General features: G+C 76.1%; 8 protein-coding genes and 5 tRNA genes. 7 read left to right on the top strand and 6 right to left on the bottom strand.

Translation table 11 applies throughout. The features are described from left to right. Positions 1-825: an aminotransferase class IV gene (locus tag E0L36_RS07620; RefSeq protein ID WP_180928670.1), complete on the bottom strand. Its 825-nt coding sequence runs from the start codon at positions 823-825 to the stop codon at positions 1-3. A gap of 500 nt (positions 826-1,325) precedes the next feature. Here E0L36_RS07620 and E0L36_RS07615 point away from each other — a divergent pair. From E0L36_RS07615 to E0L36_RS07595, 5 genes are all read left to right on the top strand, one after another. Continuing rightward, positions 1,326-1,398, top strand: a tRNA-Gly gene (locus E0L36_RS07615). 27 nt (positions 1,399-1,425) lie between these two features. Beyond that, positions 1,426-1,496: transfer RNA gene (locus E0L36_RS07610), tRNA-Cys, on the top strand. Position 1,497: 1 nt separating this feature from the next. After that, a tRNA-Val gene (locus E0L36_RS07605) sits at positions 1,498-1,569 on the top strand. A 16-nt stretch (positions 1,570-1,585) separates the two neighbouring features. Further along, a tRNA-Val gene (locus E0L36_RS07600) sits at positions 1,586-1,657 on the top strand. A 33-nt stretch (positions 1,658-1,690) separates the two neighbouring features. Next, positions 1,691-1,765 (top strand) — tRNA-Val (locus tag E0L36_RS07595). A gap of 233 nt (positions 1,766-1,998) precedes the next feature. Here the strand turns inward: E0L36_RS07595 and E0L36_RS07590 are convergent. Further along, positions 1,999-2,208 carry a hypothetical protein gene (locus E0L36_RS07590; RefSeq protein WP_180928038.1) on the bottom strand — a complete coding sequence of 70 codons (210 nt, stop codon included), beginning with the start codon at positions 2,206-2,208 and terminating at the stop codon, positions 1,999-2,001. A 1,017-nt stretch (positions 2,209-3,225) separates the two neighbouring features. Between E0L36_RS07590 and E0L36_RS07585 the strand changes: the two genes are divergently transcribed. Beyond that, positions 3,226-4,602 (top strand): serine/threonine-protein kinase, encoded by a 1,377-nt coding sequence (locus E0L36_RS07585; RefSeq protein WP_180928037.1) that lies wholly within the window; start codon positions 3,226-3,228, stop codon positions 4,600-4,602. A gap of 506 nt (positions 4,603-5,108) precedes the next feature. Continuing rightward, positions 5,109-5,552, top strand: coding sequence for a hypothetical protein (locus E0L36_RS07580; RefSeq protein ID WP_180928036.1), 444 nt, complete (start codon positions 5,109-5,111; stop codon positions 5,550-5,552). A 284-nt stretch (positions 5,553-5,836) separates the two neighbouring features. Here E0L36_RS07580 and E0L36_RS07575 read toward each other — a convergent pair whose 3' ends face one another. From E0L36_RS07575 to cobT, 4 genes are all read right to left on the bottom strand, one after another. Continuing rightward, a complete protein-coding gene (locus E0L36_RS07575) occupies positions 5,837-8,308 on the bottom strand; it encodes a tetratricopeptide repeat protein (RefSeq protein WP_180928035.1) in 2,472 nt (823 codons plus the stop codon). A gap of 313 nt (positions 8,309-8,621) precedes the next feature. Beyond that, complete coding sequence (locus tag E0L36_RS07570) at positions 8,622-9,485, bottom strand: RNA methyltransferase (protein WP_180928034.1); 864 nt, start codon at positions 9,483-9,485, stop codon at positions 8,622-8,624. A gap of 93 nt (positions 9,486-9,578) precedes the next feature. Then, on the bottom strand, positions 9,579-10,907 hold the full coding sequence (gene cobA / locus E0L36_RS07565) for a uroporphyrinogen-III C-methyltransferase (protein ID WP_180928033.1): 1,329 nt from the start codon (positions 10,905-10,907) through the stop codon (positions 9,579-9,581). 250 nt (positions 10,908-11,157) lie between these two features. Then, a complete protein-coding gene (cobT, locus tag E0L36_RS07560; RefSeq protein WP_180928032.1) occupies positions 11,158-14,385 on the bottom strand; it encodes a nicotinate-nucleotide--dimethylbenzimidazole phosphoribosyltransferase in 3,228 nt (1,075 codons plus the stop codon). Positions 14,386-14,482 lie beyond the last annotated feature (97 nt).

Genomic DNA, 14,482 nt, shown 5'->3' with positions numbered 1-14,482 from the left:
TCAGCGGGGGTCGGGGTCGGCCGCGGCCCGCTCCTCGAACTGCCGCATCGCCTTGGCCGTGACCGGGCCCGGAGCCTCCGGCAGCAGCCGCCCGTCGATCCGCTGGACGGGCTGGATATCCCGGAGGGTGGAGGTCAGGAAGACCTCCTCGGCCTCGTCGAGCACCTCCAGCGGGAGGTCCGTCTCCCGGGCCCCCGTCCACTCCACGGCCAGGGCGCGGGTGATGCCCGCGAGGCAGCCCGACTCCACCGGCGGGGTGTGCAGCTCGCCGCGGAGGACCACGAAGACGTTCGATCCGGTCCCCTCGCAGAGCCGTCCCCTGGTGTTGGCGAACAGCGCCTCACCGGCGCCCCGCTGGCGGGCCCGGGCGAGCGCGACCACGTTCTCGGCGTACGAGGTGGTCTTCAGGCCGGTCAGCGCGCCGCGCTCGTTGCGGGTCCACGGCACGGTGATCACCGAGGTGGTGTCCGCCCGACGGGAGACCTCGCCGAGCGCCACGACCAGGGTGGGCCCGGCCTCGCCCCGGTCCGAGCCGAGCGGGGAGATGCCGCCGGTGTAGGTGATCCGGAGCCGTCCGAGCGGCGTGGGGTTGGCCTCCGCGACGGCGGCGCACGCCCGGCGCACCTCGTCGGTGTCGGGGTCTGGCAGACCCAGGCCGCGCGCCGAGCTGACGAGCCGGTCCAGGTGCCGGGTCAGGGCGAAGGGGACGCCGTTGACCGTCTTCAGTGACTCGAACACGCCGTCCCCGACGGTCAGGCCGTGGTCGAGTACGGAGATGTTGGCGCTGCCCGCGTCCCGCAGACCGCCGTCGACCCAGATCTTCACTTCAGCCTCCACGTGCTGTCCGTACCCCGGTCGCCGCCTTCGGCGGCCGGTGGGCCTCACCCCGGCCGGGTGCCCCGTCGTGTTCGCCGGTCTCCCCGGAGCGCCCGCTCGTCCCGTCTCCCCCGACGCTACCCCGAGCGGCCGGACCGCCTTCAGCTCCGCTCCTCCCCCTCCCGTGTGCCCTCCCGTGCCAGGCCGAGACCCGGGTGATCCCGGTGCTCCCGGCGGCGGGCTCTCGACGGGGCCGCCACCACCCCACACCAGCCGGAGGGGTCCGGCGCGGCCGGGTCGCGGGAGGCTCCAGGGGCGGTGACGAGGGCCCCGCCGAACCCGGCGAGGGTCCCCGAAGGGGCGGGGCCGGGGTCCAGGCGCCGCTGAACAGCCACGTTACGCAAACGAATTTGAGCTGGCCCCAGAATCCGCTACAGTTCAACCCGTCGCCCAGCGCGGCGGCGGGTCAGCGGAGGGCGGCTTTCGAGCACAGCCCGAGCCAGGCTCATGCGGACGTAGCTCAGCTGGTAGAGCATCACCTTGCCAAGGTGAGGGTCGCGAGTTCGAATCTCGTCGTCCGCTCGGAGGGGGTTCCCGGATCCCCGCCATGGTGGAGTGGCCGAGAGGCGAGGCAACGGCCTGCAAAGCCGTCTACACGGGTTCAAATCCCGTCTCCACCTCGGACGATTAGCTCAGCGGGAGAGCGCTTCCCTGACACGGAAGAGGTCACTGGTTCAATCCCAGTATCGTCCACCGGCCTTCGGGCCCCGCGCGGTTAGCTCAGCGGGAGAGCGCTTCCCTGACACGGAAGAGGTCACTGGTTCAATCCCAGTACCGCGCACGCGTGTTCACCGAGCGGTGTTCCTCACCGCCCGGACGATTAGCTCAGCGGGAGAGCGCTTCCCTGACACGGAAGAGGTCACTGGTTCAATCCCAGTATCGTCCACCACCTCGGCCCCGGCTTCGGCCGGGGCCGCAGTGCGTTCTGAGGCGTTCCGGGGCCGTTCCACCCTCGCCCGCCCATGTCGCCGTCGAGCCGGTGTCGCGTGACCCGGGAGACGTTCGAAGCCCGGGCAGCTCCCCAGCTGCCCGGGCTCCATGCCGTCCGCCGCACCCCCGTCCCCACGGGGCTGTTTCGGCCAGATGTCCCCGACTCGGTCCGCTCTACCGAGCCCGGGGCACTCAGTGCCCCAGCGTCCTGGCCACGGACGACGCCTGTTCGGCCACCGCTCCCACGCCTCCGAAGACGAAGGCGAGCACGGCGGCCAGCGGGAGCACCATGAGCGCCGCGACCAGCGGGTGCCGTCGGCCACCCGGGCGGACACCGACGGCGGCCAGTGCCGCCAGTCGCTCCTGCGCCCGAAGTGCCGTGCGCCCCACCGTGTGCGCCATGGTCACGCTCCCCTCGTGTGGGCGGCGGACGTCTGACCTCGGGGGACGAGTGCTGCGCCCGCCGCTTGATCCAACAGTAGGCGCGTGGGGGGTTGGTGGCCTCATGCCCGCGTACCGGCTCGGTGGCCTCCCGCAGGATGACCCCGGGTAGCCCCAGCTACTACTCTGGGTGGAGCTAGGCCCTGAGGTGTCTCCCCACGGCCTATCCCACCTCTGACGGGTGGGCGCGCGGCACCACGTCCGGCGGCCCCACGTCCCGGAGCGGGGACGGATCGCGCCCGGTCGTCCGGTGTGCGAGAGGCGGGCGGAAGGCGCGCCCCGGCCCACCCGACCGGCACCACCCCGACTGGCCGGCCACCTCCCTCCGGCTCCCGGCGGTCGCCCCCAACTCCCTCGCGGTTCGCGGCTCCGGGGGCCGAGGGTAGGTGAGGGCCGGGTGTGCCGGAGGCCGTCCCGGGGACGGCGCTCCCCCGCCGGTTCCCCACGGCACGGCCCCGCTGACGAACGCCCCACGTTCCCTCCCGCCCCGCCCAGCGCCCGCTCCCTCCCACCCCGCGACCGGCGGGACGGCCCGTGGGCGGGCCGGGGCAACCCGAGTAAGGGGCACCGGTTCGGGGCGGCGCGAGAGCGCCGGGCACGGGTGAGTTCGCTCACGTCGCGCGCTCCGCGCGGGGCGCGGTGACGGGTCCACGAACCGCCGTCCGGCCGGGGGCGGAGCGCGGGGCGGACGCTTCCCCGGGCGGTGGGGACACACCGCACAGGGATGTCCGGACGGTCAGTCAATAACCGGCCGTACACGGGAGGTTGATATCTCCTGGAGGGAGCACCGGGAGGAAACGGGGAACCCGTCGGATCCGTCGCCACGTCATCTGCGGGGGCTCCGCCGAATTCTGACAATCCGTCTGTGGCGGCGTGCGCGGCCTCTCGTCGGCGGGCAACGGCAGTCCGTAAGCTGTGCTCGTCAGAAGGGACCGGGCGACGGGGCGGGTCCTGGGCACCGGAGGCAGAGGAACGGACATGGCGATGATGCGGCTCCGGCGCGAGGACCCGCGAGTCGTCGGCTCGTTCCGGCTGCACCGGCGGCTGGGGGCCGGGGGGATGGGCGTGGTCTACCTGGGCTCGGACCGCCGGGGCCAGCGGGTGGCGCTCAAGGTGATCCGCCCGGACCTCGCGGAGGACCAGGAGTTCCGCTCGCGCTTCGCGCGGGAGGTGTCCGCCGCCCGCCGGATCCGTGGCGGCTGCACGGCCCGGCTGGTCGCGGCCGATCTGGACGCGGACCGGCCGTGGTTCGCGACGCAGTACGTACCGGGCCCCTCCCTGCACGACAAGGTCACCGAGCACGGCCCGCTGTCGGCCGCCCGGGCCGCCTCGATCGGCGCCGCGCTCGCGGAGGGCCTGGTCGCGGTCCACGAGGCGGGGGTGGTGCACCGGGACCTCAAGCCGTCCAACATCCTGCTGTCGCCCAAGGGCCCGCGCATCATCGACTTCGGCATCGCCTGGGCGACCGGTGCGAGCACCCTCACCCACGTGGGCACGGCGGTCGGCTCCCCCGGTTTCCTCGCGCCCGAGCAGGTGCGGGGCGCCGCCGTCACCCCCGCCACGGACGTCTTCGCGCTGGGCGCCACGCTGGCCTACGCGGCTACCGCCGACTCCCCCTTCGGGCAGGGCAGTTCGGAGGTGATGCTCTATCGCGTGGTGCACGAGGAGCCGCAGCTGGACGCCGTGCACGCGGCGCTGGCCCCGCTCGTCCAGGCGTGCCTCGCCAAGGCGCCGGAGGAACGCCCCAGCACGGTGCAGCTCTCCCTGCGGCTGAAGGAGATCGCCGCCCGGGAGGCGCGCGGGCTGCCGGACGCCGACCGCCAGCAGGCGGCGCGGTCCGCCGCGCGTGCCCGGCAGCCGGAACACACGGAGCGCAGCGGGGAGGCGGTGCCGAGCTCCCCGCACGCCTCCTCGCCCCGTACCTCGCCCTCGCGGACGGCGTCCTCGCGCACCGGCGCGGGCTCCTCCCGGGGTACGGCCCGGAACGCCCCGCACGGCGGCGCCCGCTCACGCGGGGGCGCGACCGCCCCGTCCCGGACGAACACCGGACGGCGGGGGGCGGGCCGCCAGCAGACCCGTTCCGGGGCCCGGCGGCCCGGCCCGAACCGGCGGCTCCTGCGGCAGCGGCTGATCGTCTTCGTCACGGTGACGCTGCTCGTCGCGCTGGGGATCGCCGCCGCGCAGGGCTGCCAAGGGCCGGGCCGTGGCCTGGGACTCCGGCCGGTTCCCGTACCCGCGGAGCGCCCCGTGGACGGGGACGCCCCGCGGGCGGACGCGGCCTCCGGGGCCGCGGGCGCCCGCGGCCCGGCGGAGCCGGGAGCCGGTGCGGTGCCGGGCAGCGGTACCGCGCGCTAGCCCCCGGCTGACGCGCGCCGTCCCCCACGGTCACCGGCGGGCGGCGGGCACCCGGCTACGCCGGGGACCGGGCGTCGACAGCGCCGCCGTCCGGGGCGGGTGGGCGCGAGGCGCGGTCGATGACGCTCCCGTGGGGAGCGCTTCGGAGTCCAGGGCACGCCGGTGGCCCCACGCGGTCACCATCCCCGCGTCCGGCCCCTGTCCGGTGGCGCGTGGCTGTCTCGGTGCCGGTCGCCCGCGTCCGGGCGGTCGGTGCGGCGGTCGTTCTGGCCACGGGCGGATCGGCGGCTGAGGGCGGCTCGACGCGGCCGTCCCGCCGTGGTGCGTCGCGCCGGGGCCGGTTGTCGCGGCGGTCTCCTGACGGGAGGGTCGACGCGGCCTCGGGTGTTTGGTTTCGTCCGGGATCGTCGCCGCGGCGGTGCCCGGACGGTGATGCTGATCGCGCATCGGCCGGCCCCGTCTCCCACGGGAACCGGGGCCGGATCCCACCTCACAAGGGAGTCACCATGGTCACGTTCGCCGCGGCACCGCCCGCGACCACCGGCGTCCAGCGCGGCAGGAGGAGCGTCGCCGCGGTCCTGGGCGCGGGAATCCTCCTGAGCGGACTGGCGGCCGTCAACGCTCCGGAGGCCCAGGCGGCCGACCGGAAGTGCGTCAGCACCAACAACGACGGCAGGCAGAACGGCGGCAAGGCCTGCTGGCACTACGGCGACAAGCGGTACTCCGTCGAGGACACGGACGGGGACTACAAGAGCGCCTGGGCCCGGGTGAAGTACCGGAAGAACGGCGAGTGGAAGTACAAGCCGGTCATCACGGCGTCCGGTGAGGGCTCCATGGACCAGAAGTACATCAAGATCCGCGACGGCCGGACGGCGTACCTCACGGTCTGCCTCCAGGACAACGGCAAGGTCAAGAAGAACACCTGCGACCGGATGAAGTTCAAGGCGTAGTCCACGGCACGGCGCCAGCGGGTCCGGGGCTTCGGGTTCACCCGTGACGGGGAAGCCCCGGACCGCCGCGCCGCCGTCCGGACCACCGCCTCCGCGCCCTCCGGGGCGGCCGGGTGACCGGTGGGGGCCACCCCCGGGTCCGGACCCCGCCGCGCGCGGTTCCGCGGCACCGCCCCGCACTCCGGACGCGCCGCCCAACTCCCGTGTGTCCGAGGGGCGTTCGGCGAAAGCGGACGGCGGTCCCCCGTACCCCGCCACGACCGGGACAGCGTGGAACACCGCGCTCAGCGCTGCCGGTCGCCGACCTTCTCCTCGCCCGCCGGGGGCAGGAGTTGGGGCCCGATCCGCGCGGGGTCCAGCAGTTCGCACAGCGAGGCCGCACGCGCCCGGTGCTCCCGCACCGCCGCCAACTCCCCGGCCGCCGCCGCGCACCGGGCCAGCCCCTCGTGCGCGCGGGCCTCCTCGCAGGGGTCGCCCGCGCCCGGGCCGATGTCCAGCGCCGTCCGGTAGCCGTCGGCGGCCTCCTCCAACCGGCCCAGGGCGCACAGGGATTCGGCGAGGTCGTTGTACCCGATGCGCTGCCGGCCGCGCGCGCCCATCTCGTCGGCGATCTCCAGCGCGCTCCGGTGCCGCTCCACGGCCTCCCGGTGGCGCCCCAGATCGGCCAGGACCCCGCCGACGCCGCTGAGCGCGACCCCTTCGCCGTGGCGGTAGCCGACCTCGCGGGAGATCAGGTGGAGTTCCTCGAAGTACTCCATCGCCTCGTCGTACCGGCGCATCCGGCGGCAGGTGATGCCGAGGTTGCCGACGGAGAACAGTTCGCCGGTGCGGTTCCCGGTCGAGCGGTCGATCTCCAGGGCGCGCCGCTGGAGGCGGAGCGCCTCCTCGTCCCGGCCCAACAGGGAGTGGATGGAGCCGCTGTTGCACAGGTCGCGGGCCTCCTCGCCGCGGTCCCCGTTCTCCCGGTGCGCGCGGACCGACCGGTCGAAGATCTCCAGCGCCTCGGTGTGGCGGCCCTGCCGCCAGGTGGCGATCCCCAGCCCGCTGAGGGCCGCCCCCAGGGCGGCGGGCTCCGCGTGCTGGCAGGCGAGCGTGAACAGGCGCTCCGCGTCCTGGTAGTACGCGGCCGGAACCAGGAAGTAGAAGAGGATGTCCGCCAACTCGACGGCGTGGCCCGGCAGTCCGTGCCCGACCGCGGTGAACGCGACGGAGACGAGGTTCGCGCGCTCCCGCTCCAGCCAGTCGCGCGCGGCGTGCTCGTCCGTGAACCGCGGTGTGACGACACCGGGTTCGGGCACGCGCACCCGGCGCTGGATGTCGTGCGGCGCGAACACGTCCATCGCCACCATGGCGGTGTACCGGTACGCGTCGAACAGCCGGGTGAGGGCCTCTTCCCGCCGCGTCCGTGGGCAGTTGTCGGTCGCCCTGGCCGCGGCGAAGATGCGCACCAGGTCGTGGAACTCGAAGCGGTCCCGCCCGGCGTCCTGGACGAGGTGGGCGGCGGCCAGCTCCGCCAACTGGGCCCGGGCCTCCGGGAGTCCGACACCGCCGAGGGCCGCCGCCGCGAAGACGTCGAAGGCGGAGCCCGGGTGCAGTCCGAGCAGGTGGAGCATGCTCCGGGCCCCGTCGGTCAACTGCTCGTAGGAGGCGGCGAAGGCGAGGTCGATCCCGGTGTCGAGGTGCAGGTGGCCGTGGCGCTCCTCCAGCCTGCCCAGGTGGTCGGCGAGGGACCAGCCGGACGCCGACTGGGCCCGGGCCGCCACCAGTCCGAGGGCGAGCGGGAGTCGGCCGACGGCCTCGGCGATCCGGCCCACCGACTCGGCCTCGGCGTCCACCCGTTCGTCGCCCAGGACCTCGCGGAACAGCGCGACCGAGGCACGGCGGTCGAAGGCGCCCAGCTCGATCCGCTCCACCGCCGGGACGGACGCCAGGTGCTGCCGGCTGGTCACCAGGACGGCCCCGCCGGAGCAGCCGAGGATCAGCGGCAGCACCTGGTCGTCGCCGCCGGCGTTGTCCAGCACTACCAACGGCCGCCGTCCGGCCAGCAGTTCGCGGCACTTCGCGGCCCGGCGCGCCAGGTTCAGCCCGGCGGTCCGGCCGCCGGACACGCCCAGGAGCCGGAGGAGTTCGTCGAGGACGGCGGCGGGGTCGGCGGGCGCCCGGTCGGCGTCGAAGCCGCGCAGGTTCACCCAGACCGGGAAGTCGCAGCCCGCCTCGGCCACCAGCCGGTGCGCGGCCCGCACCGCCAGGCGGGTCTTCCCGACCCCGGCCATGCCCTCCACCACGGCGACGACGGGCCGCGCCCCGGCGTCCGCCACGGCGGCGCCGAGTCCGGTGAGCCGGGACAGCTCCGCGTCCCGGGCGACGAAGTACCCACCGTCGCCGGGCAGTTCGGTGGCGACGGTGACGATGGACGCCTCGCTCGCGCTGCCCGCGGCCACCAGGCACGCCTGCCGCCAGGCGGTCACCCCCGACGCCTGGCCCAGCAGGACCCGCACGGCGTCGCAGACCAACTCCACGTCCATACGCGCCCGTCCAGGCCGGAAGCAGCGGTAGACCGCGTCCAGGGAGGGGAGTTCCGCCACCCCGCGCCGCCTTCGGGTGGCGACGATCAGCCGGTGCAGCTCCCGGAACGAGAGCCCCGCCCAGGCGCGCAGGGCTCTGAGGCGGTGGACCAGGTCGTCGAAGGAGCGCACCCCGTCCGGCGCGGGCGGCTCGTCTGGACGGGGGCCGGGGCCAGCACACTCGACGGACACGGTCACATGGGCCTCGCTTTCCGTGACGGTGATCGCCGGGCGACCGCCCAGCCGTCAGGGACGACGCCGGATCCGCGGGCGCAGTTGCGGACGGGCCCGGGTGGAGCCGCACGCCGCCCGCCGGGGCCACCCCCGCCGCCGCGCGGCGGACACCGTCTCGCCACGTCACGCGGGCTGTGCCGCCGTCCGCCCCACGCCAGCTCCGGCCGCCTCGCGGTTGCACACCGGTCGAACGGCCGCCCGCCCACCCCCGGTCCGCGCGGGCGACTTGGGCGGCGCGGACGGCTGGGGCAGCGTGGGCAGGGTCGTGCGGCTACGCGCCGGTCCGCGATCTCGTCGCGTAGAAGGCGACGGCCGAGGACGCCGCGACGTTGAGCGAGTCGACCCCGTGCGTCATCGGGATCGTCACGCGCTGGTCGAGCCGCCGGTCGGCCGCCGGGGTCAGGCCGTGCCCCTCGGCGCCGAACACCAGCGCGAGCCGCACGTGGTCCTCGGCGACCAGCTGGTCCAGGGTGATCGCCCCCTGCCCCAGGGTCATGCCCGCGACGACATAGCCGGCTTCCCGCAGCGCGTCGACGCTGTCCGGCCACCCCTCGATCCGGGTCCACGGCACCTGGAACACCGTACCCATCGAGACCTTGACGGATCGCCGGTAGAGCGGATCCGCGCAGCGGGGCGTCACCAGCACGGCGTCCACCCCCAGCGCGGCGGCCGCCCGGAAGACCGCGCCCACGTTCGTGTGATCGACGAAGTCCTCAAGGACGGCGATCCTCGATCGGCGCGGAACGCTCTCGCCCGGCTCGCGCGCCGTGGGCTGGTGACCGGCGTCGGCCAGCAACCGCCCCGGGGCGGGGAGGGGTTCGCGGGCCATGGAGGCCAGGGCACCCCGGTGTACGTGGTAGCCGGTGACCCGCTCGGCCAGCTCCGGGGCGACGAGGTAGGCCGGGGCCGGGTCCTCGGCCAGTACGTCCGCCATCGCCTCGGTCCACTTCTCGGAGAGCAGCATCGAGCGCATCCGGTAACCGGCCTGCCGGGCACGGCGGATGACCTTCTCGCCCTCGGCGATGAAGAGCCCCTCGGCGGGCTCGCGGCGCCGCCGCAGCGCCACGTCGGTGAGCCGGGTGTAGTCCGCGAGCCGGGGGTCGTCCGGGTCGTCGACGGTGATGAGGTCAGCCACGGACGGCGGCCCTCCGGGCCCGCCCGGCGCGCGTCCGGGGCGGGGCGGACCGGCGGAGCGTGCCCCGGGCGGGGCGGCGGCCCGGGTGGCCGGTCACGGGGCGGGGTCCGCGTCAGACCGGGCACCGCCCGCGCTGGGGGCGGCGCCGCCGACGGTGACCACCGCGCCGATCACGATGACGGCCGGGGGGCGCACGCCCTCCTCGCTGACCCGGGCGGCGACGTCCGCGAGGGTGGCGTCGACCCGCCGCTCGGTGGCGGTGGTGCCCTCCTGGATGACGGCGACCGGGGTGTCCGGCGCCCGCCCGTGGCTGATCAGCGCCTCGGCGATGGCCCCGATGTTCCGCACGGCCATCAGCAGGACGAGCGTTCCGCGCAGCCGGGCCAGCGCGGCCCAGTCGGCCAGCGACCGCGCGTCGCCCGGCGGAACGTGCCCGCTGACGACGGTGAACTCGTGCGCCACGCCCCGGTGGGTGACCGGGATGCCGACGGCGGCCGGAACGCTCACGGAGCTGCTGATACCCGGGACGACGGTGACCGCCACCCCCTCGCTGGCCAGTTGCTCGGCCTCCTCCATACCCCGGCCGAAGACGAACGGGTCGCCGCCCTTGAGCCGGACCACGAAGCGACCCGCCCGGGCGTGCTCGACCAGCACCCGGTTGATGGCGTCCTGCGCCATCGCCCGCCCGTACGGGATCTTCGCCGCGTCCACCACCTCGACGTGCGGGGGCAGTTCGTCCAGCAGGTCGCGGGGGCCGAGCCGGTCGGCGACCACCACGTCCGCCTCGGAGAGCAGCCGCCGTCCCCGCACGGTGATCAGGTCGGGGTCGCCGGGGCCGCCACCCACCAGGGCCACTCCCCCGCCGTGTGGCCGGTGCCGGGAGGCGCTGAGCGAGCCGTCCCGCAGGCCCTCCACCACCGCGTCCCGGACGGCCGCCGAGCGCTGCGGGTTCCGGTCGGCGAGACCGGAGGTGAGCACGGAGACGGTCACGCCGCCCGCCCGGCCGGTGGCGGGCGTCCAGGCGGTGGCCGCCTCGGCGTCGTCGCTGCGGACGCACCAGATCCGGCGCTCCTCGGCCTCTGCCGACACCAGCGCGTTCGCCTCCGGATCGTCCGTCGCCACCAGCACGTACCAGGCGCCCTCGACGTCGCCCGCGCGGTAGCGGCGGCGCTCCCAGGTCAGTTCGCCCGCGGTGGCCATCGCCTCGACGGACGGGGTGACGGACGGGGCTATCAGCGCGACCCGGGCCCCCGCCGTCAGCAGCGCGGGCAGTCGCCGCTGGGCGACGGCCCCGCCGCCGACCACGACCACGCGGCGCCCGGCCAGCCGCAGGCCCAGCGGGTAGGCGGGGGTCTCGTCCCCCGGGAGCGAGGATTGGCCGGAGGACGGTTCGGGCGGGTGCGGGGGCTGGGACTGGACCATCGCGGAGTGCGGCTCCTCGGGTGCGCTCGCCGCTGCGCGGCGACGGGGGACGGACGGTGTCAGCTTATGCGGGGCGCGGCGGGTGGGCTGTCTCGCGGGTCACCTCCGACCTGGCACGGGACGGCGCCAGCGCTCGGCCGGGCCCCGCCCGGGCGGGCCGGGGCCGGGCTCCGCGCACACACAGCGGCCCGCCCATCGTCCGGCGGCGCGGGCGATGGGCGGGCGTGCGGGTAGGGCGACGGCCGGGCCGTCAGTTCTTCTCGGTCACCCCGGCGGCGTCGAAGGTGGCGACCTCGTGCATCGCCCGGGCCGCGCTCTGCACCAGCGGCAGCGCGAGCAGCGCCCCGGTGCCCTCACCCAGCCGCAGGTCGAGGTCGACGAGCGGACGGAGGCCGAGCTTGGTCAGCGCCGCGACGTGTCCCGGCTCGGCGCTACGGTGCCCGGCCACACAGGCCGACAGCGCCTCCGGTGCCAGGGCCCGCGCCACCAGCGCGGCGGCGCCCGCGCTCACGCCGTCCAGGATCACGGGGGTACGGAGCGAGGCGCCGCCGAGGATCAAGCCGACCAGCGCGGCGTGTTCGAGCCCGCCGACGGCGGCGAGCAGCGCCACCGGGTCGGAGGGATCCGGCTGGTGCAGCTCCAGCGCCCGGCGGACGACCTCCACCTTCCGGGCGTGCGTCTCGTCGTTGACGCCGGTGCCCCGGCCGGTGACCTCGGCGGCGTCGGCGCCCGTGCAGGCGGCGATGAGCGCCGCGGAGGCGGTGGTGTTCGCGATGCCCATCTCGCCGGTGAGCAGGGCCCGGTTCCCGGCAGCCACCAGGTCGCGGGCCGTCTCGATGCCGACCTCGATGGCGCGCACCGTCTCCTCCCGCGAGAGCGCGGGACCGGCCGTCATGTCATCCGTGCCCGCGCGGACCTTCCGGGGCAACAGGCCCGCGCTGGCGGGCAGTTCGGCCGCGACACCGACGTCGATGACGCAGACCTCGGCGCCCACCTGACTGGCGAAGGCGTTGCACACCGCGCCGCCGCCCAGGAAGTTGGCCACCATCTGGCCGGTGACCTCCTGCGGCCAGGGCGTGACACCCTGCGCGTGCACCCCGTGGTCACCGGCGAAGACGGCGACGGCGGCGGGCTCGGGGACGGGCGGCGGGCACTGCCGGGACAGCCCGCACAGCTGCGCCGAGATGATCTCCAGCACGCCGAGCGCCCCGGCGGGCTTCGTCATCCGCTTCTGCCGCTCCCACGCCTCCCCCAGCGCCTTGGCGTCCAGCGGACGGACCGCGCTGAGCGTCTCGGCCAGCAGGTCGTGCGGCTCGGCCCCGGGCAGCGCCCGGCGGCCGTACGACTCCTCGTGTACCACCCAGGACAGCGGGCGCCGCTTCGACCAGCCCGCCTGCGCCAGTTCGGGCTCGGGCGGGAACTCGTCGACGTATCCGACGCAGAGGTAGGCGACGACCTCCAGGTGTTCGGGCAGCTCCAGGGCGCGGACCATCTCCCGCTCGTCGAAGAAGCTGACCCAGCCGACGCCCAGCCCCTCGGCACGGGCGGCGAGCCACAGGTTCTCCACCGCCAGCGCCGAGGAGTACGGGGCCATCTGCGGCTGGGTGTGCCGACCGAGCGTGTGCCTCCCGCCCCGGGTCGGATCGGCGGTGACCACGATGTTCACCGGGGTGTCGAGAATCGCCTCGACCTTCAGCTCCTTGAACTGCTTGGCCCGCGCCTTGGGCAGCGACTGCGCGTACGCCTCGCGCTGCCGCTGGGCCAGCTCGTGCATGGCGCGGCGGGTCTCCTCGGAGCGGATGACCACGAAGTCCCAGGGCTGCGAGTGCCCCACGCTCGGCGCGGTGTGCGCGGCCTCCAGCACGCGCAGCAGCACCTCGTGCGGGATCGGGTCGGCCCGGAAGCCGTTCCGGATGTCCCGGCGCTCGCGCATCAGCCGGTGGACGGCGGCGCGTTCGTCGTCCGCGAACCCGGGCGCCGGGGCGCCGCGTTCGGCCGCCACGGGCTCGGCGTCGGGGGCGTCCGCGGTCGCGGTCTCCTCCGGCGCGGTGGGCCCAGCGGCGTCGGGGGCCGCGGTACCGGAAACCGCGCCGGAGGGTTCCGGTTCCCCGGCCGCCTCCGGCTGCTCGGCGCTCAACTCGGCCTCGCCCGTGGACGAGACGGCGATCGGGCCGCTCACCTCGGGCGCCTCGGCGGTCCGGGGGGCGCCGGGCGGCGGCTCGGCCGCCGGGGTCTCCCCGGGGGGCGCCGCGGCCTCCGGCGCGGGCGCCTCGGCGACGGGCTCCGGCGTGGGCTGCTCGGCGCCCGCCTCGGGGACGGGCTCCGGCGACCGCTGCTCCGTGGGCACCGAGGACAGCGCCTCCGGGGTGGGGGCCGGTTCCGGGGTGGCCGCCGGGGGCGCCGCGTGGGCGGACGGCTCCGGCGACGGCCCCGTGACGGGCTCGGGGCTGAGCGGCGCGGGCTCCGGCGCGGCCGGTACGGCCTCGGCGGGGACCGCCTCCGGGGCCGGGGTGCCGGCCGCCGGGCCGTCCGGCTGCGACGGCGGGGCCACCCGCTGCTGCTCGGGCAGGTGGGGAACGGCTTCCGCCGGGGTCCCCTGCGGCTCGGCCCATCCCTCGCGCTGCGGCGGCAGTTCGCCGAGCTGCGGACCGGGCAGCTGGTCGCCGGTCAGCCGCTCGCCGGTCTGGTACGCGGGGTTCCCCTGCGACGCCGGGTCGGCGGGCCCGCCCTGCTCGGGACCGTCGAGGTACTCCAGCCCGGTCCGCGCGGGGGGCGCGGTGGCCTGCTGGGTGGGGGCCGCCTGCTCCGGAGCCACCGGGGTCTGGACGGGCGCGGCCTGCGGGACGTGGCCGGGCGCGGGCTGTTCGGGGGCCGCCTGCTCCGGAGCCTGCGGGGCGGGGGCGGGGGTCCGCTCGGACAGGGGACGCACCGCGCCCGACTGCTCGGGGACGGGCGGCCCGAGGTGGAGCGGACGGCGCGGCGCCTGCGCGGCGGGCGGAGGGGTCGAGCCGGGGTGCGGCACCGGGCCGCCGACGTCGAGGGAGCCGGTGTCGCGGCCGTCGGTCTCGTGTGGGCCGGGGAACGGGCCCTGGGGAACCCGCGGGGCCGTCTGTTCCGCGCCCTGCCGCTCCGGGCCGGTCGCCGGGTCCGGTGCGGGGAACTGCCCCTGCGGCGCGGGCTGCCGCGGGGGGACCGGTGACTGCTGCTGGGGCTGGGGCTGTTGCGGGGACGCGGCGACGCCACCCTGCGGGGGAGGGCCGGGGGCCGGCTGCTGCTGGACGGGCACGCCCTGCCCCTCGGTCCAGGCTCCCTGGGTACTGGGCATCAGCAGGTCCTCGTCGTCCCCCGTGGGACGGGGGGCGGGCGCCGGTTCCGCGAAGACGTACGCGCCGGAGGCCGGGGACCCCGGCGGCTCCTCCGGTGGCGTCGCCGCGCTCTCCGGCGGCCCCTCAGCCGGGACGTGGCCGGTGTCAGTCATGCGTACCCCTCGCCCATTTCCGTAGTGCTCCTTCCAACCCGGCCGAAGACCACCGCACCCCTGGGGGAATCACGCGCCCCCACGGGTCAACGAGCAG

The sequence above is a fragment of the Streptomyces sp. AJS327 genome (assembly GCF_013450295.1).
GTDB lineage: Bacteria > Actinomycetota > Actinomycetes > Streptomycetales > Streptomycetaceae > Streptomyces.
Note: the sequence above shows the minus strand (reverse complement) of the source record. Positions and strands in the feature narration are given on the sequence as shown.